General features: G+C 37.8%; 25 protein-coding genes. 10 read left to right on the top strand and 15 right to left on the bottom strand.

Annotated features, from left to right (window positions below):
* Positions 1–14 precede the first annotated feature (14 nt).
* Positions 15–905: a LysR family transcriptional regulator ArgP gene (locus tag FY049_RS00615; RefSeq protein WP_056518160.1), complete on the bottom strand. Its 891-nt coding sequence runs from the start codon at positions 903–905 to the stop codon at positions 15–17.
* A 182-nt stretch (positions 906–1,087) separates the two neighbouring features.
* Here FY049_RS00615 and FY049_RS00610 point away from each other — a divergent pair, with 182 nt between their 5' ends.
* Positions 1,088–1,687 carry a LysE/ArgO family amino acid transporter gene (locus FY049_RS00610; RefSeq protein ID WP_446082957.1) on the top strand — a complete coding sequence of 200 codons (600 nt, stop codon included), beginning with the start codon at positions 1,088–1,090 and terminating at the stop codon, positions 1,685–1,687.
* A 154-nt stretch (positions 1,688–1,841) separates the two neighbouring features.
* Here the strand turns inward: FY049_RS00610 and FY049_RS00605 are convergent, their stop codons facing one another.
* The 6 genes from FY049_RS00605 to dapD form a co-directional block, all read right to left on the bottom strand.
* A complete protein-coding gene (locus FY049_RS00605) occupies positions 1,842–2,303 on the bottom strand; it encodes a peroxiredoxin (RefSeq protein WP_004823156.1) in 462 nt (153 codons plus the stop codon).
* Between the two features lie 9 nt (positions 2,304–2,312).
* Positions 2,313–3,005 (bottom strand): Dph6-related ATP pyrophosphatase, encoded by a 693-nt coding sequence (locus FY049_RS00600; RefSeq protein ID WP_333665963.1) that lies wholly within the window; start codon positions 3,003–3,005, stop codon positions 2,313–2,315.
* A gap of 65 nt (positions 3,006–3,070) precedes the next feature.
* Entirely contained in the window at positions 3,071–3,481 is a 411-nt protein-coding gene (locus FY049_RS00595; RefSeq protein WP_056518166.1) for a hypothetical protein, read from the bottom strand.
* Between the two features lie 13 nt (positions 3,482–3,494).
* Positions 3,495–4,166 carry a 7-cyano-7-deazaguanine synthase QueC gene (gene queC, locus FY049_RS00590; protein ID WP_004717194.1) on the bottom strand — a complete coding sequence of 224 codons (672 nt, stop codon included), beginning with the start codon at positions 4,164–4,166 and terminating at the stop codon, positions 3,495–3,497.
* A 36-nt stretch (positions 4,167–4,202) separates the two neighbouring features.
* On the bottom strand, positions 4,203–4,913 hold the full coding sequence (gene queE / locus FY049_RS00585) for a 7-carboxy-7-deazaguanine synthase QueE (protein WP_056518169.1): 711 nt from the start codon (positions 4,911–4,913) through the stop codon (positions 4,203–4,205).
* A gap of 109 nt (positions 4,914–5,022) precedes the next feature.
* On the bottom strand, positions 5,023–5,844 hold the full coding sequence (dapD, locus tag FY049_RS00580) for a 2,3,4,5-tetrahydropyridine-2,6-dicarboxylate N-succinyltransferase (RefSeq protein ID WP_034612558.1): 822 nt from the start codon (positions 5,842–5,844) through the stop codon (positions 5,023–5,025).
* 304 nt (positions 5,845–6,148) lie between these two features.
* Between dapD and carO the strand changes: the two genes are divergently transcribed.
* The gene (carO, locus tag FY049_RS00575) at positions 6,149–6,895 is read left to right on the top strand and encodes an ornithine uptake porin CarO (protein ID WP_056518170.1); all 747 of its coding nucleotides are present in this window, start codon (positions 6,149–6,151) and stop codon (positions 6,893–6,895) included.
* A gap of 93 nt (positions 6,896–6,988) precedes the next feature.
* Here the strand turns inward: carO and FY049_RS00570 are convergent, their stop codons facing one another.
* The 7 genes from FY049_RS00570 to FY049_RS00540 form a co-directional block, all read right to left on the bottom strand.
* A complete protein-coding gene (locus FY049_RS00570) occupies positions 6,989–8,206 on the bottom strand; it encodes an OmpP1/FadL family transporter (protein WP_446082956.1) in 1,218 nt (405 codons plus the stop codon).
* Positions 8,207–8,460: 254 nt separating this feature from the next.
* Complete coding sequence (locus FY049_RS00565; protein WP_004717184.1) at positions 8,461–9,390, bottom strand: CysB family HTH-type transcriptional regulator; 930 nt, start codon at positions 9,388–9,390, stop codon at positions 8,461–8,463.
* A 55-nt stretch (positions 9,391–9,445) separates the two neighbouring features.
* Positions 9,446–10,507: a sulfate/molybdate ABC transporter ATP-binding protein gene (locus FY049_RS00560; protein WP_446082955.1), complete on the bottom strand. Its 1,062-nt coding sequence runs from the start codon at positions 10,505–10,507 to the stop codon at positions 9,446–9,448.
* Positions 10,508–10,517: 10 nt separating this feature from the next.
* Positions 10,518–11,414, bottom strand: a complete 897-nt coding sequence (gene cysW / locus FY049_RS00555) for a sulfate ABC transporter permease subunit CysW (protein WP_151957150.1) — start codon at positions 11,412–11,414, stop codon at positions 10,518–10,520.
* The gene (gene cysT / locus FY049_RS00550) at positions 11,411–12,244 is read right to left on the bottom strand and encodes a sulfate ABC transporter permease subunit CysT (RefSeq protein WP_446082954.1); all 834 of its coding nucleotides are present in this window, start codon (positions 12,242–12,244) and stop codon (positions 11,411–11,413) included. The genes cysW and cysT overlap by 4 nt, the downstream gene beginning before the upstream one ends.
* Before the next feature lie 80 nt (positions 12,245–12,324).
* Positions 12,325–12,930: an RBBP9/YdeN family alpha/beta hydrolase gene (locus tag FY049_RS00545; protein ID WP_056518174.1), complete on the bottom strand. Its 606-nt coding sequence runs from the start codon at positions 12,928–12,930 to the stop codon at positions 12,325–12,327.
* Positions 12,931–12,973: 43 nt separating this feature from the next.
* A complete protein-coding gene (locus tag FY049_RS00540) occupies positions 12,974–13,984 on the bottom strand; it encodes a sulfate ABC transporter substrate-binding protein (protein ID WP_004717173.1) in 1,011 nt (336 codons plus the stop codon).
* A gap of 163 nt (positions 13,985–14,147) precedes the next feature.
* Between FY049_RS00540 and pabC the strand changes: the two genes are divergently transcribed.
* The 8 genes from pabC (at position 14,148) to FY049_RS00500 (ending at position 21,130) form a co-directional block, all read left to right on the top strand.
* Complete coding sequence (gene pabC, locus FY049_RS00535) at positions 14,148–14,969, top strand: aminodeoxychorismate lyase (RefSeq protein WP_056518176.1); 822 nt, start codon at positions 14,148–14,150, stop codon at positions 14,967–14,969.
* Entirely contained in the window at positions 14,962–16,023 is a 1,062-nt protein-coding gene (gene mltG / locus FY049_RS00530) for an endolytic transglycosylase MltG (protein ID WP_262781068.1), read from the top strand. The genes pabC and mltG overlap by 8 nt, the downstream gene beginning before the upstream one ends.
* Before the next feature lie 9 nt (positions 16,024–16,032).
* A complete protein-coding gene (gene tmk, locus FY049_RS00525; protein ID WP_056518179.1) occupies positions 16,033–16,632 on the top strand; it encodes a dTMP kinase in 600 nt (199 codons plus the stop codon).
* Positions 16,633–17,081: 449 nt separating this feature from the next.
* Positions 17,082–17,498 (top strand): PaaI family thioesterase, encoded by a 417-nt coding sequence (locus FY049_RS00520; protein ID WP_446082953.1) that lies wholly within the window; start codon positions 17,082–17,084, stop codon positions 17,496–17,498.
* A 484-nt stretch (positions 17,499–17,982) separates the two neighbouring features.
* A complete protein-coding gene (locus FY049_RS00515; protein ID WP_446082952.1) occupies positions 17,983–18,963 on the top strand; it encodes a hypothetical protein in 981 nt (326 codons plus the stop codon).
* A gap of 4 nt (positions 18,964–18,967) precedes the next feature.
* A complete protein-coding gene (locus tag FY049_RS00510; RefSeq protein WP_004717161.1) occupies positions 18,968–19,849 on the top strand; it encodes a hypothetical protein in 882 nt (293 codons plus the stop codon).
* 108 nt (positions 19,850–19,957) lie between these two features.
* A complete protein-coding gene (locus FY049_RS00505; protein ID WP_327857480.1) occupies positions 19,958–20,338 on the top strand; it encodes a hypothetical protein in 381 nt (126 codons plus the stop codon).
* Between the two features lie 141 nt (positions 20,339–20,479).
* Positions 20,480–21,130, top strand: a complete 651-nt coding sequence (locus tag FY049_RS00500) for an AraC family transcriptional regulator (protein ID WP_446082951.1) — start codon at positions 20,480–20,482, stop codon at positions 21,128–21,130.
* Positions 21,131–21,448: 318 nt separating this feature from the next.
* Here FY049_RS00500 and nadB read toward each other — a convergent pair whose 3' ends face one another.
* A complete protein-coding gene (nadB, locus tag FY049_RS00495) occupies positions 21,449–23,092 on the bottom strand; it encodes an L-aspartate oxidase (RefSeq protein WP_016539132.1) in 1,644 nt (547 codons plus the stop codon).
* Positions 23,093–23,160: the final 68 nt, after the last annotated feature.

Below are 23,160 nucleotides of genomic sequence, written 5' to 3'. Positions count from 1 at the left end.
AGCTTCTAGAAAGATTAATCCAAAATAGATTGAGTATTACTAATTAAATCCAATGTGAGTTTTTCCAGTTGTTTAGATTGTTGTTTCCAATGATGCCAATATAGATGTAAATCAGTTCTTGCTTTAGGCATGATTTCAAGTAATTGTCCTGTTGCTAATTCTTTTTGAATTTGCATTTTAGGCACCATGCCATAACCTAAATCGAGCAAAATTGCATCCACAAAAGATGTTGCAGAAGGAATAAAGTGGCATGGATAACTGTTTGGCATCAAGCCAAAACCGTGTTGTAAAACTTCAGCATGTACATGGTCTTTATCATTAAAAATAACAGCAGGGATATGCCGTAACGTTTCACGTTGAATGCCATGCTGAAAGTAAGTGTGGATAAAATTCGGTGTAGCAACCATCCTATAAGTCATTTTACCTAAATGAATCGCCTCACAGCCTTTCATTGGTTTCGATTCGGTCGAGATACAGGCATTGACCAATCCCGCTTCAAGAAGGTGATGGGTTTGGGTTTGATCATCAATTTTTAAGTCTATAACAATTTTTTCTGTGAGTAAGGTGTGTTGAATTGTGGGTAATAGCCACGTCACCAATGAATCGGCATTAGCCGCGATATTTAATTTAAAAAATTGTGATTGCGAGCTTTGCCCTTGAAGATTTTGAATTAAATTTTGTTCCATCAAGCGATGATGTTGCAGGAAAAGTAACACTTCCTGACCTGCTAGAGTGACTTTACATGGTCTTTCTCGAATAATCAGCACTTGCCCAAGTTGTTTTTCCAAAGTTTGCAAACGTAGTGTTACCGCTGATGCTGTGATATTCAAACGAATAGCAGCTTGCTCAAAGCTACCAGTTTCGGCAACCGCTAGAAATGCTTCACTATGCTTACTTTGTAACATGCTGATCCTATAAAAAAATTGGGTGTTTTTTATATAAAGATATAAGTTCTTTTAAAAATGTCACATCATGATTAACTAAGAAAAACTTAGCTAAGATGATATTTATTTATAAATACTCATTTAAAGAGATAAGTTTGGATAATAGCACAGTCCATTCAAAACTTTAAAAGTGTAGTTTTAAAATGTTGCAAAGTTATATGCAGGGGTTGGCTGTTGGGTTTAGCTTGATTATTGCAATTGGCGCTCAAAATGCTTTTGTACTCAAACAAGGTTTAAAAAAGCAACATGTATTTTGGGTCTGTGTTGTTTGTGCCGCATCTGACTCGATTTTAATTTTATTGGGTGTACTGGGATTTTCAAAAGTCATTCAAACGCATCCAGAGTTTGTCGATTGGGCAAAATATTTTGGAGCGACATTTTTATTGATCTATGGGGCGCAACATTTTCTACAAGCTTTTAGAACATCGACAGGTTTAAAACCAAGTGAAAAAAATGAATCCAAGCTGATGAAAATGCTTCTGATTTGTTTAGCTTTAACTTGGCTTAATCCACATGTTTATTTGGATACAGTGGTTTTAATTGGTTCTATATCGACAAAGTTTGAAACTACCGCACTTTATTTTGCGATTGGTGCAGTAACAGCATCGTGGTTATTCTTCTTTAGCTTAGGTTTTGGTGCACGCTTTTTACTCCCGGTTTTTCAAAATCAACGCTCATGGCAAATATTAGATTTTATTATTGGATTGGTTATGTGGGGAATTGCAATCTCTTTGCTGCTTTGATTGGCATTGTTGGATTAAGTCAGAGTAATGATCTTTTTATGAGGAAAGAGGAAACAATCTATATCGGGCTTGAGGATGTACTCAATAAGAACATTTAAAGTCCCTGACACGTTTTAAGTCACGTTAACTTTAAAGCGAGTAGGGACTTTTGCAGTTAAGCTTTTTGTAGTGCTTTTAAGTCTTCTAAAACTTGTTCAGCATGTCCAGCCGCTTTAACTTTACGATACTCTTTAACCAGTTTGCCTTGATGGTAAATAAATGTTGAGCGCTCAATCCCCATCACTTGTTTACCATACATATTTTTTTCTTTAATTACATCAAAGTGTTTACATAATACTTCTTCTTTGTCACTGATCAGATTAATGGTCAATGCTTGCTTTTCAGTAAAGTTTTGATGTGCTTTTACAGAGTCACGAGATACACCAATGATGGTGGTATTTAAAGCGTCAAATTGATCTTTTATACAAGAGAAACCAACCGCTTGAGTGGTACAGCCAGGTGTAGAATCTTTTGGATAAAAATATAAAACTAACCAATCTGTAGAGAGCTCAGTGAGGTTGATTTCACCCGTAGTCGTAGGGAATTTCTGATTTGGAAGTTGTATTTGTTCAGTCATTGTTTGTCCTTAAATGCTGTTGTGTTTAAGTTCAAGTGCTAAAAAGGCATAATTTTCATGATACAGAATATCACCTTTATGCAGTAAAAGTGGCTTTTTAAAAATTGGACCATCTATCAGTGTGGTATGAAATTCACCAGCTTCACCACATGGATCGATCCCACGTGCGATTAATTCATTCACAAAATCAGCTGTTAAAATTCTACCCAAATCTTCAACCCGCATACCGAGGTTTAAATTAATCGTCACAATGATGCTGACAAAACCCAGTTGAATAAATTCACCCACAATGTCGAGCCGTGGTTTTTGCCATAATGGCATGCATAACTGTAATTGGCTTTGCTCACAGACAGATTGGTTCCATTGCGCATGTCCAATCAGATCAATATCACCTGTAACAAGTGCTTCTGCACCCAACTGTTTGGCTTGATTGAGAAGATTTACAAATTGATGTTCATAGTCATTCCACGTGGCTGATGCTTTAAGTATAGGTAAACCAATCAGCTCGGCTTGAGCATCAATGATATCAAGCGGCATGGCATGAGAACGAGATCTTTGTCCATGTTCTTCTAACATGACAATGAGAGCTACGGCTTGCCCATTTTGCAAAGCGTGATATAAAGCTAGGCTACTATCTTTCCCGCCACTATATGAAGCAACAAATTTTTGTTGCTGTATCACAGTATTCCATTGGTCCTGCATATGGTTTTGTATCATCCAATTATAAAAAGAGCCTGCATAAGCAGGCTCTTTGCAACAAGAAGAAATTATTTCTTCGCTTGTGCAGCTTTCATTGCTTCTTCAGTTAAGGCTTTTAATTTACCTGTTAACTGAGGACCAAAACATGTTTGAAGGTCTTGGTTATTTTTTTGAACGAAAGCAAGTGTTGCTGGGCTTTTCTTTTGGTTAATGGCACTTTGGATTTGCCATTTTTGATCGTTGGTTAACTTACCATCAGATTCAACAGCACAGCTACAGTATTTGCTTACTTCAGCAGAAGTTAATTTACCACCTTTAGCTGTTTCTGTTTTACACACGCCAATAAGTGCAGATTTAACATTTGCGCTTTTATAGGCTTGTTGAACTGCATTTGATTCAGCAGCAAAAGCCGTAGATCCCATTAAAGCCGAAGCTGAAAATAAAGCAGAAAGAATAAGACTTGATTTTAAATTTTTCATAAACAGTACCTTGTTATTGCGGTATATAACGTGTTGGGTCTGCAATACCTGCATCCTTAAAACCTTCTTTACGAAGTCGGCAGCTATCACATTTGCCACAAGCACGTCCTTGGTCATCTGCTTGATAGCATGAAACCGTTTGACTATAGTCTACGCCATGTTCAATGCCTAAGCGTATTATATTCGCTTTGGATAAATGTAACAGAGGTGTTTCAAACTTAAGCGGTTTTCCTTCTACACCGACTTTCGTTGCAAGACGAGCCATGTTAGCAAAGGCCTCGATAAACTCTGGGCGGCAGTCAGGATATCCTGAATAATCAACAGCATTGATGCCAATCACGATCGCTTGAGCATCAAAAACTTCTGCTGCTGCAAGTGCATAAGACAAGAAAATGGTGTTACGTGCTGGAACATAAGTTACAGGAATACCATCTGTTTCATGATCAGGGACATCAATGTTAAGGTCTGTAAGCGCTGAACCACCTAAATTACCTAAATCGATATTAATCACACGATGTTCTACACCTGCACGTTGCGTTAAAGCGCGGGCTGCATCGAGTTCAGTGGTAGAGCGTTGACCATACATAAAACTTAGGGCAATACAGTCATAGTTTGCTTGAGCCCAAGCCAAACACGTCGTTGAGTCTAAGCCACCAGATAATAAGACTACGGCACGAGGGCGCATATCCAACTCTCCAAATATTAATAATTGACGATAAATTTAACGACCAGTTTCATCGTTCCAAAGCAATTTATGTAATTGCAACTGGAAGCGAACAGGGAGATGGTCTTCTAAAATCCATTGTGCTAAATCACGAGCAAGCTGAGGCAAACGTGCCGCACCTTTTTCCACTGCAAAAGCAGGAGAAAACCATACTGTGCTGACTTTTTGCTCTAATGCGTATTGTTCAACTTGCTGTTTAGACCACTCATAGTCTTCACGATTACAAATCACAAATTTGATTTGATCATGTTGAGTTAAATGATCAAAGTTGCTGAGTAAATTTCGTGCAACTTCACCCGAAGTTGGGGTTTTTAAATCTAAAACTTTTGAAACACGTGGGTCGACTTTAGAGACATCTAAAGCACCGCTGGTTTCTAAAGAAACTTCACAACCTAAATCTGCCAAACGTTGCATTAAGGGTAAGGCATTGGGTTGGGCGAGCGGTTCGCCACCTGTGACACAGATATAAGGAGTTTTATAATCTAATGTTGTTTGAATTATTTGGTCAAGCGATTGGCGTTCGCCACCTTCAAAAGAATAGGTGGTATCGCAGTAGGTACAGCGTAATGGACAACCCGTTAAACGAATAAAAACAGTCGGTAAACCCGCAGTGTTGGCTTCACCTTGCAATGAATAAAAAATCTCCGTGATACGCAGCCCCGCAGACGGATCAGAAACAGGAATAGTCGAAGAACGAAGAGAATTCATGAAATTTACCACAGATTACAAAATGAAAAATCTCTACGATCACGATTGACCGTAGAGATGAGAAGCGATTGCTACGCTAGATAACTAAAATTCCACGAGGGAATATAAATTAGTCTTCGCGAAGCAATTCGTTCAAGCTTGTTTTAGCACGCGTTTTAGCATCAACTTTCTTGACAATAATTGCAGCATATAAGCTATATGTACCACATTTAGATGGTAGGCTGCCTGAAACAACGACAGATCCAGCTGGTACACGACCATAATGGATTTCACCTGTTTCACGGTCAAAAATCTTAGTCGATTGACCAATGAATACGCCCATTGAAATAACTGAGCCTTCTTCAACAATCACGCCTTCAACGATTTCAGAACGTGCACCAATAAAGCAGTTATCTTCAATGATTGTTGGGTTTGCTTGAAGTGGTTCAAGAACACCACCAATACCTACACCACCTGAAAGGTGAACATTTTTACCGATTTGAGCGCATGAACCTACAGTCGCCCATGTATCAACCATTGTGCCTTCATCTACATAAGCACCAATGTTTACATAAGAAGGCATCAATACGACATTTTTCGCTTGGAAAGAACCTTTACGCGCAACAGCAGGTGGTACAACACGTACACCAGCAGCTTTAAATTGTTCTTCAGTCCAACCGGTAAATTTAGTTTCTACTTTGTCATAGAAACGAAGATCACATGATTCAATTGGCTTGTTATCGTTTAATTTAAAAGACAATAAAACAGCTTTTTTCAACCATTGGTGAACAATCCATTCACCGTCAATTTTTTCAGCTACACGAAGTGTACCGTTATCTAAGCCAGCAATGGCTTCTTCAACAGCTTGACGTACTTCAGCAGGACAATCTACTGCTGTAAAGTTGGCACGGTTTTCAAACGCTTGTTCAATGATCGTTGAAAGCTGAGACATGATCTTCCTTCCCAAAAAATTTTAAAAGATTCTACACCAAATTCGACTCAGATTAGATATAAAATCTAGTTTCAATCGAAAAAACTAATCTTATAATTTAAAATAAAACAACCAAATAAGTGAATTGTTAAGTTTTTATTTAATTTATTTCTTTTAAAAACAACAATTAATATCCAATTGTATCAAAAAATAACAAAAAGTAATCAATTTCTCTATTAATTGTGAAGAACGAATCACATATGATCGTTTTGAGTCCAACACATTAATGATTAAAGAACAAACTCTATTTTTTGAGGAGACATAAATGAAAGTGTTAAAATTATTGGCTGTTACAGCTGCATTATCTGCTTCTGGTTTAGCAATGGCTGATGGGTCTGTTGTTGACCAAGGTTATGCATTTGAAGCAAACCAATTAATCCCTACAGGCGCTCGTCTTGAAGTCGGTACAACTGGTTACGGTGGTGCTTTACTTTGGACTGCTAACCCTTATGTTGGTTTAGCATTGGGTTATAACGGTGGTGATATTTCTTGGTCTGATGATTTAAAAATCAATGGATCTAAGTATGACTTAGACATGGACAACAAATTAGCGTATTTAAATGCTGAGATTCGTCCTTGGGGTGCAAGCCAAAATGTTTGGGCACAAGGTCTATATGTTGCTACTGGTGTAGCTTATATCGACAATGATTATGATGTGAATCGTAATATTGGTCGTAATGCATCATTTAAAGTTGATGGATCACGCTTTAACGCTGGTTTAAATGATAATGTATCAATTAAAGGTAACCAGAAATATGATAATGATATCGCCCCTTATGTAGGTTTTGGTTTTGCTCCAAAAATCAACAAGAATTTCGGTGTATTTGGTGAAGTAGGTGCTTACTATACAGGTAATCCAACAGTACAACTTGTTTCTAGTAACCCTGGGTTAATTGGTGATGATGGTCGTACGTTAGGTCAAGCAACTAGAGCAGAAGCGGATAAAATCAGTAACGATGACAAATATAAATGGTTACCAGTTGGTAAAGTGGGTGTAAGCTACCACTGGTAATTTATTGATTATCATGTAATAAAAAACGAGCTTCGGCTCGTTTTTTATTTTGAACTTGGTATTTTTGATAGCTGAATTGAATTTTTAGATGAATCAAAAGCGATAGCCAACTCGAATTCCATGTGCAAAAGCATCATTATGGCCCACTTCAGATAAAGTTGAATTTTGGATAATTGAAGTATTGGCATCTAAGTCGCTAACTTTTGCTTTATTGAATTTAAAATATTTAACACCATAAGAAATAAAGCTCTGCGGATTGATGTTATATAAAGCACCCAAGCCTAAAGCATAAAAGCCATCAGAAGGATTTAAGCTTCCAGCGGGATTAGCATTGCCTGAGTCCCATGAAATATCTGTAGTGGCAACCCATTGTTGTGAAAATATATGCGCAAATCCAAGCTTTGCAGACCATTGATCCTTGTTGTAATCAATCAAATTAAAAGGTTTGATGAGTTCAGGGTATTGTTCAGAAGCAATCTTAACCACTGCACCAAATTGTCTAGGTTGAATTTCAAAATCTTTCCAATTGACCCACCTCAAATTGCCATAAAGAATATTCGATGGCGTTAAACCTGTTTGAAGATCCAGATTGACGGATTGAGGTGTGGTGATTTGTGTTTTAGCGAAAGGAATAATACTTAAAGTTTGCTCTGCCACATCCTCAGTGATTGCAGATTGATGATTGATCTTGGAACGATAGGTAATCGCAGTTTTTACTGCATACTCTGGAATTTGATAGCTTAAACCTGCAAGCCAACCATGACCTGAACTTTGTTTTAGCTGTGCATGATAGCCACTCATCGCTGAATAGTTTGCTCCAAAGACTTTGAGTTCACCCTCGAACTGTTGATAAATGCCGCCAGCATATATATTCCAATTCGTATTAGGTTGATAACCCAAGAGTATCGAAAGATTTTGGCTTTTAAAATTAAATTGACCCGATTCTAAAAGTTGCTTTCCAGCAAAGCTCTGTGGGCGATATTCATAACTAAGATCAACACCATAAGGCTGATCATAAATCAGTCCAAATGAAAGTTGTGGGGCCATTTGCAGTTTTGCAGCAGCATTGACAAAATGGTAGTTATTTACAAGATTTCCCGTTGAAAAATCTTGAATGCCGAGTTGTTTGAATTGCTCATGTTGAGGTAGTTGCCCTGAAACATCTGCATAGAGCTCTGCATAAGACAATTCTACATAATGATTCGGTTCTAAAAAAGCAAGGATAGACTGGTCAGATTTCTCCATACCTGCGGCATGGCTAAAAAGAGGAACAAAGCTTCCAAGGGTTAAGCCCCAAGCAATAGAATTCATTCATTCCCCCCGAAATAAATTGATCAGTGATAAAGTTAAGACTAAATTTTATACTAAAAAGGCATGCTTAAAATAAAATATTAAATAAAATCAAATAGATTAATTATTCTTAAGAGTTTGTGTTTTATTTTTTAATGATAAAAAAAGAGAGCCGTAGCTCTCTATCTTTGATCGTCATGACTATTCGATGGTTTATTTATTGACGATTTATTCCTTGATGACTTAATTTCTTTCTTAATCATTTATCTCAAAGTTTAATCATCAGGATACGCAATTTTTTTCAATGCTTTGATATCGGCTTCCGGTGAGCAGAGTGAAATAAACTCATAGCCATAGCCACGAAGTAAGTGGCCTTTACGAACCGCAATCCATGTCGTATTTAAACCAAAAATATCAGTATCGATTTGTTTTAGACGTTTATCGCGTTCTGTGTCATAAGCGACATCATTGACAATACCAACACCCATTCCCAGTTCAACATAGGTTTTGATCACATCGGCATCCAGTGCTGACATGACGATATCTACATCTAAATTGGCATCTTCAAATGCTTTATCAATTTTAGAACGTCCTGTAAAACCACCGTGGTAGGTGATAATTGGAAATTCAGCCAATTTTTCTAAGGTAATCTCTTTAGGATTAAGCTTAGTCAGAGGGTGATCTTGTGGCGTAATAATACTGTGTTTCCAGTTATAGAAAGATACACTGCCCAAATTATCTTCAGTGGTTAGTGATTCAGTTGCAATACCGATATCAGCCAAACCAAGCAATAACATTTCAGATATTTCAACAGGGCTGGCTTGTTGCAAAATCAAATGAACTTTGGGAAATGCTTTTTTAAATAAATTAACAATCGGTGGTAACACATAACGTGCTTGTGTATGTGTTGTTGCGATTGTAAGCGTACCTTCATCAACTTTATTAAAATCATCGGCAAGACGTTTAATATTGTCAGCATCAATAAGCATGCGTTCAACAATACTCAACAATGCTTGACCAGGTTCTGTCAAACCTAATAACCGTTTGCCTTTACGAACAAACAGCTGTACACCCAATTCATCTTCTAAATCTTTAATATGCTTACTGACACCAGATTGTGAAGTATAAAGTGCAGCAGAGGCTTCGGTTAAGTTGTAATTTTGACGAACTGTTTCTCGGATAATTCGTAATTGTTGAAAGTTCATGATGTTCGATACCTCAAATGTGGATGAATAGGGGTAATATTCATCCTGTCGTCGATTACGCGACTTGATTTTCAAATAGGTGAAGTGTAGATGCACTTACCCAAACTGTTTGATTTGGTCGATATTGATGTAATTTTGCTTCATCAGGATTTAAAGCAATTTCAATCAGTTGTCCTTGACGATCTTGTAACTCTGCCATGACTTTACCCGCAATCCACAACTCACGTAAGAAGGTTGCTTGAATTGTATTTTCAGTCGGTTGCGTGTGAATTTTCAATTCATTTGGGCGGGCAAAGGCAATCACTTTACCATTTGCGGTTTGCGTAGCAGAAGGCAGTTGGATGAGATCTTCACCAATTTGAATGATGCCTTGATGGTTTTCACCTTCAAAACGGTTTGCTTGACCTAAAAAGTCAAATACAAACGGGGTTGCAGGCTTTTCATAAACTTCACGCGGTGAACCAATTTGTTCAATATCACCTTTGTTCATCACCACGATTTGATCAGCAACTTCTAAGGCTTCTTCTTGGTCATGGGTTACAAAGATTGACGTGATATGTAATTCATCATGTAAAGTCCGTAACCAACGGCGTAATTCTTTACGTACTTTGGCATCCAATGCACCAAAAGGTTCATCTAAGAGCAATACACGTGGTTCAACAGCTAAGGCACGTGCCAATGCAATACGTTGACGTTGACCACCAGACAATTGCGCTGGATAACGATCTGCCAAGAAACCAAGTTGTACCAAATCCAATAAACGAGTAACACGTTTTTTGATTTCAGTTTCATTTGGTCGAGTCGCCTTTGGACGAACACGTAAACCAAATGCAACATTGTCATAAACAGTCATATGACGGAACAGTGCGTAATGCTGAAATACAAAACCAACTTGACGTTCACGTACGTGAATATTGGTTGCATCTGTACCTTCAAGGATAACTTGTCCTCTATCAGTCGATTCTAAGCCGGCAATAATACGCAGTAATGTGGTTTTACCACAGCCAGAAGGACCAAGCAGGGCAACCAATTGACCTTCTGGAAAATCTAGCGATATGTTTTTAAGTGCATGGAATGCACCGAAGTTTTTTTCAATATTTTTAACTTGAATACTCATGTGCAATTCCTTAAGAAACAGTTGATTCTTTACTTTCGCGATCTTGTTTTTCTTGGCGATATTCAACCCATGTTTTTAAAATCAAGGTAATGATGGCCAAAAATGCTAACAATGTTGAGACGGCAAAAGCAGCACTAATCGAATTTGGTTCGTTATATAAAATTTCAATATGCAACGGCAAGGTATTGGTTTCACCACGAATATGACCTGAAACCACAGATACTGCACCGAATTCACCCATGGCACGTGCATTACACAAAATCACGCCATAAATGAGACCCCATTTAATATTTGGAATGGTAATTTTCCAAAAGGTTTGCCAACCTGAAGCACCTAGCACAATTGCAGCTTCTTCTTCTTCTGTTCCTTGTGCTTCCATCAATGGAATTAATTCACGTGCAACAAAAGGAACAGTAATAAATACAGTTGCGAGGATAATGGCCGGTGTCGCATAGAGGATTTTAATATCATGTTCAATTAACCATGATCCAATCCAACCTTGTGAGCCAAAGATCAAAACCAGCATTAAACCAGCAATGACGGGTGAGACTGAAAATGGTGTATCAATAATGGTGGTTAAGAATGATTTTCCACGGAAATTAAACTTGGCAACACACCATGCTGCTGTAACACCAAAAATCACATTCAAAGGTACTGCAATGGCTGCAGTCAATAATGTGAGTTTGACCGCAGACAGGGTATAAGGATCAACCAGTGAAGCAAAGTAGACTTGAATCCCTTGTTTAAATGCTTCAACAAAAATAAGCACCAACGGTAGAATTAAGCAGCCTAAAAAGAAAATCAGACCAATAATCAGTAGGATATTACGTACCCAGGCAGGTTCACGTGTCGCATCACGAGATTGCAGTTTTTCAGCCAAAGCATTGCTGTTGGTATTTAAGCTCATCGTGCGGTTCTCCCTGTACGGCGACTTGCCCAAGCTTGTACCAAGTTAATCAGGAACAAGATAAAGAAAGAAATCACCAGCATCACCACTGCAATTGTCGTCGCAGCTGCATAATCATATTCTTCAAGACGGGTAATGATCATTAACGGAGCAATTTCAGTTTCGTAAGGAATATTTCCTGCAATAAAGATGACCGAACCATATTCACCCACACCGCGAGCAAATGCCAACGCAAAGCCAGTCAGTAAGGCCGGAAACAAAATCGGTAAAATGATTCTTGTCACGATCTGAAAACGATTTGCACCCAATGCAGAAGCGGCTTCTTCTAGCTCAGTTTCAAGGTCACTTAAAACTGGCTGTACTGTACGAACCACAAAAGGAATACCAATAAAAATTAAAGCAAGCGTAATACCTAGTGAGGTATAGGCAATTTTAATCCCTAAAGGCTCGAGCAAGTGACCAATCCAACCTGTTGATGCATATAAAGAGGTTAACGCAATACCTGCGACCGCTGTAGGTAATGCAAAGGGTAAGTCCACCAATGCATCTACTATACGTTTACCAGGAAATGAATAACGGACTAAGCACCAAGCCAATAAAAAGCCGAAAATGACATTGATCAAGGCTGCAATCAGGGCGGTGGTAAAACTGAGCTGTAATGATTTTAAAATACGTTCAGAGCTCAAGATTTCCCATAAACCATCCCAACCTACGCCTAATGATTTTATAAATACAGCAGACAGTGGTATCAGTACGATTAATGATAGATACGCTAGGGTGAAGCCTAGTGAAAGACCAAAACCTGGCAGCACTCGGGATCGCTGCGACATGATGACTCCTCAAAAGAGAGAAAGCTTATTGAAATCAATAAGCAAATTTAAAACGATTTTGCAAGCTTAAAAGGCAATGATTAAATTGCAAATTTAAATAACAACTTGTTGTCATCAGTATTACTGATAAAGAAGTTTTGCTTATCAAAAATTAAATGATCATAAATTTCAGGAAAGTGTCCAAAGCCTGATGCAACATTGATATGCCCAACCTGACCTAAATTTCGAGGCCTAATTTTCCACGCTTTCGCAAGCTTCTGTGCATCTTCAAAATTTAACCAAGGATCATTTTCAGAAATAATCATTTCAGCAGGGACCGTAATTTTCAACTCATGAAAATAAGCTTCATAGTCACCGATACTGTTTCGAGCAAAACCAGCATCACCAAAACGTGCTGGATTAGCTGGTGCAACTAAAATAATTTTTCTTACTTTAGCTACAATTTCAGGATGCTGAGCCAAAGCAGCAACCGTGGTTAAACATCCGAAACTATGTGCAACAATTTGAACAGGTTGCGTAGCATTGACGACAGTCGCAACAAATTGGGCAATCCAGTCTTTAAGAATAGGTAAGTTCCAATCCTGTTGTTGTACGCGCGAGCAAGACATGAGTTCACGTTGTAATTTAGACTGCCAGTGATCGTAATCACTACCACCAACGCCTGGAACAATAATTGTATGAATCATGTCTATGCTCCTGTTTCCTTTCGCTTAAGTTTATTTTAAACAGTTATTTGCTGCTTGCATTGGCTTTTACGATTTGATCAAAAACACCATTATTTTCAAAATGTTGCTTTTGAACTTTAGTCCAACCGCCAAACTCTTTATCAATTGTGACCAATTTTAACGGTTTGAATGTTGTCGAATACTTTTGCAAAATTGCTGCATTACGCGGACGGTAGAAGTTTTTCGCTGCAATGTCTTGACCAGCAGGTGAATACAGATAATTTAAATATGCTTTTGCTAAGTTTAAGTTACCGTCTTTTTCAGCATTCTTTTCAACAATTGCGACAGGTGGTTCTGCCAAGATCGATAGTGATGGGGTAATGATTTCAAATTTACCTGGTTGTTCACGTGTAGATAAATACGCTTCATTTTCCCAAGCCAATAACACATCACCAATACCGCGTTCTGCAAATGTCGTCGTAGAACCTCGTGCACCAGAATCAAGTACTTTAGTTTGTTTATAAATTTGACGTACAAACTCTTGTGCTTTCGCGTCTGAACCATATTTATGTTTTGCCCAAGCCCATGCTGCTAAATAGTTCCAGCGTGCTCCACCTGAAGTTTTAGGGTTTGGTGTTACAATTTCTACACCTGGTTTTACCAAATCGCCCCAGTCTTTGATGCCTTTCGGGTTACCTTTACGGACGAGGAAAACGATTGTTGATGTGTACGGTGTAGAGTTTTGTGGGAATTTCTTCTGCCAGTCTTTTGGCAATAAATTTGTATTTTGTGCAATCGCATCGATATCTGCGGCCAATGCTAAAGTCACAACATCTGCTTGCAAACCATCAATAACCGCACGCGCTTGTTTACCAGAGCCACCATGTGATTGTTTAAACTGGATGTCTTGACCAGTTTTAGATTTCCAAAACGTTGCAAATTGTTTGTTAAAATTATCGTACAATTCTCGTGTTGGATCATAAGATACATTTAAAAAATCTTTTGCAGCAACGCTGAAAGATGTGGTTGAGATCAGTACTGCTGCCACAGCGAATTTAAGTTTAGAGAACTGCATTTTTTTGCCCCATTTAATTCTGAAGTTCGGTAAGATGGAGTGAGCATAACGCTAGTCTTTATCCATAAAAAATAATAAAAAACGAATTTTATATGAATAAAAGAGAAAAAGAAAATGCTTATATTGCTTATAGTATTCGTGCAAAGCCATAGGAAATTGCTTAATGATCTGTTTTAAAAATGCTCAATTCGTTGATTCTATTTCACTTTTAGATCGAGCATTTCATTATGGAGATGGTTGTTTTACCACAGTACGATTACATCAAGATGTTATGGAGTTGGAACTTTTACATCGTGCTCGATTGAAGTTGGCGGCTGAACGTTTATTTTTAGATGTGAATTTTGAGTTATTGGATCAGACGCTACAATGTTTAAGACAAAAAAATGGAATATTAAATGGCACATTGAAGGTCATCATTAGTCGGGGTGATGGTGATCGTGGTTATGCGATGCCTGAGCATGAGGCCGATCTTTATGTGGTTTATTATCCAAAAACAACTGCATGCTTCCAGCCTGAATTAATTCACAGTGGTGTATTGGATCAAGCGATTGGCTTATTGATGCCGAATTTAGTGGGTTTAAAAACCTTAAACCGTTTAGAACAAGTGTTGCTGAAAAAAGAAGCTCAGGCAAAAGGTTGGTTAGAAGCATTAGTCACAGATGTACAAGGTTCAGTTGTTGAAGGTGTGAGCAGTAATTGTTTTATTCGGATAAACAATAGATGGATTACGCCTGAACTTCGTTATAATGGTGTACATGGTGTGATGCGTGCCGAAATTTTGTCACGGATGCAACATTATGGTGTCACCTGTGAACAGCGTTTTATCGATATGGATGAAATTCGACATTTTCAAAGCCTGTTCTTTTGCAATGCCCTCAGTCCAATGAAAGTGGTCGAAACGTTGAATCATCAACATCTAGACACTCAATCCTGTGTTGAGTTATTTAATACTTTAAATTTAAGTCAGTTTAATTCTCATGCCTAAAACCAAACCTAAGCCAAAATCTAAAAAGAAAACTCAAGCCCAAGTGAGCAATAACATCTATAAAGGCATTGCGATCGTTCTGGTTGTTTTTTTGATTATTACTGCAATCATTTTAAAAATGAGTATTTTTAAAGCGTATCCAGTGACGGGTCAAAAACAAAAGCTGTCTATTTCAAATGGTGAAACCTATACCGGTTTTATTGATCAATTGGCTAAAGAAGATAAGGTTAGTTTTCCAATCATTCTTAAGCTTTATCGGAAAATTTTCATTCATGACACCATGAAAGCTGGTGTGTATGAAGTCACTAAAGGTATGAATGTACGCCAAGTATTAGAAATGGTTTCTAATATTGAAAATGCCCAGATGAGTCGACTTTTGGTGATAGAAGGGACGACAACGAAGCAATTAATTCAGTCATTAAAAAAAGATCCATTGGTTGAAAAATCGGTGATTCAGCTTCCGAGTGGTGAAATGCTGAAAGCCTTAAATATTCCTTATGATCACCCAGAAGGTTTATTTGCACCTGATACTTATTTCTTTGATAAAGGTGCAACGGATAAGCAAATCTTGACTGACCTGTACCAACGTCAAATGAAAATTTTAGATGAAGCTTGGGAAAAACGCGCGCCAGACTTACCTTATAAAAATAAATATGAAGCCTTAATCATGGCATCAATTATTGAAAAAGAAACCAGTGTAGACAGCGAGTTACGTCAGGTTTCAGGTGTGTTCTATCGTCGTTTAAAACAGGGCATGCGTTTACAAACCGATCCTACCGTGATTTATGGGATGGGTGATAAATATACGGGTAAGATTTCAAAGCAGGATTTACGTACTCCGACTGCTTATAATACATATACGATCAATGGTTTACCGCCAACTCCGATTGCATTACCCAGTAAAAAAGCCATTGAAGCAACGATGCATCCAGATACTTCTGAAAACATTTACTTTGTTGCCACAGGTAATGGTGGGCACAAATTTACAGCCAATCTGAATGATCATAATCGTGCAGTGCAAGAATATATTCAAGTTATGCGGTCTAAGAATTAAGGAATGAGCATGTTTATAAGTTTTGAAGGTACTGAAGGTGTAGGAAAAACCACGCTCATTCAAAAGTTATTTGATTACTTTCAACAACAAGGTCAACAGGTTGTTTTAACACGTGAGCCTGGTGGTACGCCTTTAGCTGAACAAATCCGTTCATTATTGCTGTCTGTTAATCATGAAGAACAGATGAGTAATGACACTGAGTTATTGCTGATGTATGCAGCACGAGCACAACATTTGGCAGCTGTGATTTTACCTGCCTTGGCAGAGGGCAAGATTGTACTGTGTGACCGTTTTGTCGATTCAAGCTTTGCTTATCAATGTGCTGGTCGCGGGTTAAGTCGAGAGAAGTTACAACTGCTCAATGAAAATTTTGTCTCTAAAATGCCAGATATTACTTTTTGGTTGGATGCGCCAATTGAATTGGGAATGAACCGTGCACGTGCACGTGGTGCCTTAGACCGCTTTGAACAAGAAAAAGTGGTGTTTTTTGAATCGGTACGCAGTGGTTTTTCTGAAATTCATTTGCGTGATTCTCAACGAATGAAACGCTTAGATGCGACTCAAGCACCAGAGCAAGTATTTGCTGAGGCGTTGAGCTACTTAAAATAAATACCAATTAATCCTCTAAATAAGTGAAATTGAGCAATTTATTCTATTGATTTGAACGAGAAAGGGGCTGTTGGCATTTCATAAATGGCTTGCGTTGTAGACTAAAATTGAGCAGGCAAGGCATGAAAGGAAGAGAATAGCGAGACTATTTTCGAGTTTCATAACGTAGACTGAGATAATTTTAGTCACAACCCTGAGCAAGAACAAAGCACTGCTTTGTTTGCAGCGCAAGGCGCAGCGGGGGACTTAAGTGTTTTTTGTCACTACTTCGTTACCTTGCGAAACGATGTTTCTCATCATTTAGAATGACTAAATTTCGTATTTCGTGCCTAGTATTGCCTAAAAAACACTTATAGTCGCAAACATAGACGAATTGTCAACAGCCCCTAGTGTTTTGGACCGAAAAAGTCTTTATATTGTTTTAGGTCAAGGATATAAAGACTTTAATTATGAAAAGCTCGAAAGCTGAAATCGTAGAATTCTTACAGCAATTTTTTTCACCTAGCTTACAACGTTGTGAAATTGAAGAAGTAACCGAAAAAGGGGCTTCTTTGGTTTGGCATGTCAGTGATCAAGATATACGACCAGGTGGAACTGTTTCAGGTCCAACCATGATGGCCTTGGCCGATTTTGCACTCTATGTTGCGATTATGGGTGAAATTGGTTTAATTGGTTTGACGGTTACGACCAATATGAATATTAATTTTTTACGCAAGCCAACGGGTGGTGTTGATATTCGTGGCGTATGTAAATTGATGAAAGTGGGTAAAGCTTTAATTGTAGGTGAGGTCTGGATTTATTCTTTAGGTTCGGATGATCCTGTTGCACATGTGACAGGAACTTATTCTGTTCCACCACAAAAATAAAGCATTTAGGGATTTTAAAAATGCGTATTGGGTGAATTTTTTAATCCCTGCTGTATTTCCTGATGGTGTTTTAATAATCACTATTTTTAGTGATGGTTAAATTGTTTTGATTATCAAGCTATATTCTTGGTTATAGCGTCATTAACAATAGACTTCTTACGTTAGTCCTTTTTAAAGCCATAGATCATCATAAAATCCCCCTCATCCTAGCCTTCTCCCAAAGGGAGAAGGGACTTTCAATACCAATCTGATTTACTCAACATGGTCATTTTTTGATTTATGAAAGATCTTTAATGGATACTTAGATCATGTATGGGCATGGATCATGAATATCAAAAACAATAATAAATAATCAATTGTATTGATTGATATAGATGCAATTACAACTTGAGTGATATATTGAGTTCTGCAAGGGATAATGCTAATTTATTCATAATAAATAGTTTATTTTGAAAATTAATATAGATTAAATGGAATAAAGAATATGTCATCAGGTCATGAAGTCGTAGATTTGTTTAAGGAACAGGTTTTTCCTTTATCAGATAAATTGACGGAGATGTTGAATGAACACTATTCACATCAAACTGAACGCCGTGGTTGCGGTTATACGCAGGCTACACGCGTATTGGCTGAGTACATTAATTTTCCGCGTGATCAAGTTGAAGCAACTGATTTAAAAATATTTAAAGATTATGATTTTAAGAAATTAAAAAAAATTCTTGAGCAAAAAAATGCTTATGGTTTAGATATCGATGATTGGCATAACTTAGATCAAAATAAATCGATTCAAAATTTTCTTACTCAAGCCAAAGATGATGAGTTTAAAGCCTTAGTTGAACAAGAAGTTGCAATCCAAGCAAATTTAAGACGCTTATCGCAACAAGCGCAATTAGAAGAAAGTCATGTGATTTGCACTATTTTGGAAGATGTGATTTTACCCAAAACAGCAGATGAAACAGGTTATGTTGAAATTGCGACGCTTGACGGTAAGCCTAAAGTGGGTTCATGTCCAATGGCAGAAGCATTTTTCTTAAAGATTGCCCATCGTTCGATGTTAAGACAAGGCTCAATTAATATTTTTGTAGATGATCAAAATCGTCCTCTGTTGATTGAAAAAATGAACATGGGGGATAATCATTCCTGTATAAATTTACAACCTTTATTGATGAATGGAATTCGTATTCCAATTGGTTCTTTATTTTCTGTCGATTATGATATTGAACAAATTGCAAACAAAGTCCCCAATCAAGAGTTTAAAGGCTATATTATTCCCTATAAAGAGATTCAAGGTTTTTGGTTTTTGCGATTAACCACTTTAGCCATTTCACCTGAGAATCGACAAAGGGCATTTACGACACATTTTGAACAACAAGTGAATAATGGACTTTTTAGTCCTGACACAACACTTATAAAACAACTCAATGATGTTGCAAAATCACAATTGAGAGCACTCAGTCTCGGATAGCTTTATGTTAAATGTTTGTTTTTCTCCACGCTATTTTGCTCAAACACATACCAATAGCATGGAAAAACTTGTTGCAGTCGCAGAGCAACTACAGCAATTTAATGATTATAAATTTCATGAACCACAACAAATTGATCCAGAAATTTTAAAAGCCTTACATTCACCTAAATATGTCGAGGCTTTTTTAACAGGGCAACCCGCAAAACTGGCAACTTTTGCTGGTTTTAAGCCTTGGAATGAACAATTAAGAGATGCAGTACTCTCCATCAATGCTGGGCAATTGTTGGCAACTGAACTGGCATTCCAACATGGGATTGCCGCCAATATTGCGCAAGGGTTTCACCACGCCAATTATGAATATGGTGGCTCTTATTGCACTTTTAATGGCTTGGCATTAATTGCACAACATTATGCAAATAAACGTATCTTTATTTTGGATTGCGATCAGCATGGTGGTGATGGGACAGCTGATTTTACCCGCAGATTAGATAATTTATATAATTTTAGTATTTACGGTTTGGCCTTTGGCTACCCCACGTATGAGCGGGCGGAAAGCCGTCATATTCACACCAAGCATGGAAGTTTTGCTCAATATACTATGGCATTGCATGAAGCGTTTCAGCGAGCGAATGAGTGGAAAGCCGATATTATTATTTATCAAGCGGGGATGGATTGCCATCAAGCAGATCCTTATGGTTCGGCATGGTTTACGACAGAGTTGATTCAAAAAAGAGAGGAAATAGTGTTTAACCTTGCCAAACGTGACAATATTCCGATCATGTTTGTACTTGCAGGGGGCTATCAGAACTTAGATGATTTAGCAAAATTACATGCTGAAACTTTTCATATAGCGCATCGTACTTATTATGGAAAAAATAAAGACTAAACTCGCTGTTAAATTTGGCTGGAATACCGTATTTATTGGCTGAATTTAGTAATGTACGATCTGTATAAATCAATACAATGATAATTATTCTCATTTATGGTGGTTATCATGTTTATTCAAAATTTAGAAAACTTTCCAATCGTTCGTATTAGTTATCAAGCTGAAGATGCAGTCTCAGTTGATGAAACAATTGCAATTTATGAAGCATTATTGAGTCGTAAAGAAACATTTGTTTTTATCAGTGAAGGGGCTTTTTCTGAACAAAAAAATGATCATGAAGAACGCAAGCAAGTTGCGGCATGGGTTAAAGCAAAACGTGAAATTCTAAGCCAATATGTGAAAGCATTGATTCATATTGAACCTGATGAAAATATTCGACTAGAGACGCAAAAATTTGCCAATAACTTTATTAAGTTTACAGGCTACCCGATGTTTATTGTAGACAATCAACAACAAGCGCAGAAAGTCATCGACGCTGTTTTAAAGTGATAAATATATAGGCAAACCATGCTTGATAATGTGGATCCTTTTTTTGTAGATCAAATAGACCAAGCAATTATTGTATTAAAAATACATCAGCAAGTTCCTGATTGGGAGCTTGCGTCACATCAGCATGTAAAAAGCTAATTGATGATGACATTGAATGGCTTAATTACTGTGGAAACACCGTCTGGTATTTGGGTTGTTCCTGCACAACAGGCTTTATGGATTCCATCAAATGTGCCACATAAAGTCAGTAGTTATGGTGTCTCTTCTGGCTATGTTGCATTTATTGCCCCCCAACTTGATCATCTTTTAGAACCGAATTGCACCATGTTGCAAGTGACAAATTTGCTGAATGCCTTATTGGAAAGAGTTGAAACATTGTCTGATACGGTGCTTTCAGAAAAAGACTTCCGTTTGCAGCAATGCCTATTGGATGAAATTCAATCAGTTGTAAAGCCGACATTTTATTTACCCATTCCACAAGATCTTCGTTTAGTTAAATTGACCCGCCATTTATTAAAATATCCTGAGCAAAATCAAAGTTTGGCTGAATGGGCAAAGTTATGTTGTATGAGTGAACGAAGCCTTACACGAACTTTTCATCAAACGACAGGGATGAGTATTAATCAATGGCGAAGAAAGTTACATGTTGTATTGGCATTACAGTGGTTAACAGAAGGAGATTCAGTGCATCGGGTTGCGATGAAATTAGGCTATGACAGTGATAGCTCATTTATTGTGATGTTTAAGAAAATAATGCAGCTTTCTCCTCGAAATTATATGCAGCAAATATAAGGTTTTATTTTTAAGTAGAAGGTTTTATTGCATTTTATCAAAATGAATTTATAACTTTATGAATTATTAAAAAGATTTGCACTGTCGCATTTTAGCTTGAAAAATTTAAATTGATTTGCGTAGACGATACCTTACCTTGTGCTACCACATCCTTGCGCTACTATATCTGTAGCGGTGCCTCTCCTTGTGTTATCACATTCTTGCGCTACAAACAAAGCAGTGCTTTGTTCTTGCTCAAGTGCTTTGATTTGCTCATTAAGTTACATTATATAAAAATAGCCAGAATGATCTGACTATTTTTTGTGATTTCAAAGGATTTTAAACTGCTTCATTTACCAATGGGGTTTCAACTGTAAAGTTTGGCGGTGTTAATACCGTTTTTCTTAACTCAGGTGAAAGCTCAGGATAATCAAGCGTGTAGTGTAGACCTCGTGATTCTTTACGCTGCATGGCACAACGAACAATCATCTCTGAAACCATGACCAAATTACGTAGTTCAATCAAGTTCTTACTGACATGATAATCCTGATAATATTCAGTAATTTCTTTCTTCAACATTTCAATACGATGCAATGCTCGTTGTAAACGTTTTGTGGTTCTTACAATCCCGACATAGTTCCACATGGTTTGGCGGAGCTCATCCCAGTTTTGCAGAATCACAACATCTTCATCAGGATTGGTCGATTGTGAAGCATCCCATTCAGGCACGGTCGGTATATCAAAGTGAGGATTAAACTTTGCCTCTATGTCCTTGGCAGCACTCATACCATATACAAAGCATTCAAGCAGTGAATTGCTGGCCATACGGTTAGCCCCATGTAACCCTGTATACGACGTTTCACCAATTGCATATAAACCAGCTAAATCAGTTTGGCTATGCTCATCAACCACCACGCCGCCGCAAGTATAGTGTGCAGCTGGAACAACGGGGATCATATCCTTGGTGATATCAATACCGAGTTCTAATAAGCGCGCATATAAGGTCGGGAAATGTTCTTTAACAAATTCAGCCGGTTTATGACTGATGTCTAACCAGACATGACGGATGCCTAAGCGTTTAATTTCATAATCAATGGCGCGTGCAACAATATCTCGTGGAGCAAGTTCGGCACGTTCATCAAAGCGCAGCATAAAGCGTTCACCGTCAGGTAAACGTAAATACGCACCTTCACCACGCATTGCTTCCGTAATCAGAAATGAGCGTGCTTGAGGATGATATAAACAGGTTGGATGGAATTGATTAAATTCCATATTTGCGACACGACAGCCTGCGCGATATGCCATGGCAATACCATCGCCTGTGGCAATATCTGGATTTGATGTATATAAATAAGCTTTCATGGCACCACCACAAGCAAGGGCAGTGAATGGCGCTAAAAAGGTATGAACTTTTTCGTTGTTTTCATCAAGTGCATAAAGACCCACCGCACGATTGGGCTGTTGTTTATGTCCTAATTTATGTGTGGTGATTAAATCAATCGCAATGTAATTTTCAAAAATATGAATATTTTTCTTTTCTTGAGCACGTTGAACCAGTGTGGTCGAAATGGCTTTACCTGTGGCATCGGCTGAATGAATAATGCGACGTTGTGAATGTCCACCTTCACGGGTCAGATGTAATTGTTCATCTTCATCTAATGTAAACTGCACACCATGGTTGAGTAAGAAATCGACAGAAGGTCGACCACCTTCAACGGTATGTTTGACGGCATCAATCTCACATAACTGTGCGCCTGCAATCATAGTGTCATCAATATGCTGTTGAATGGAATCTGTTTCATCAAGTACAGCAGCAACACCACCTTGTGCAAAATATGTGCTTGCATCGGTTAAGGTTGATTTCGCTAAAACAGCAATATTAAAATGTTCAGGCAAAGATAAGGCTAAACTTAAACCTGCACCGCCACTCCCCACAATAACCACGTCAAATTGATGAGTTGTACTTAAATTAGACATGTCCATCAGCTAATTTGAAAAATGTTTGCTAATAACACTCTTTTTTTTAACAAATTACAATAGTCACATGTGTC

Source organism: Acinetobacter sp. 1125_18A (assembly GCF_052824985.1).
The sequence above is the reverse complement of the archived record's forward strand: the minus strand, read 5'-3'. Positions and strand labels throughout refer to the sequence as shown.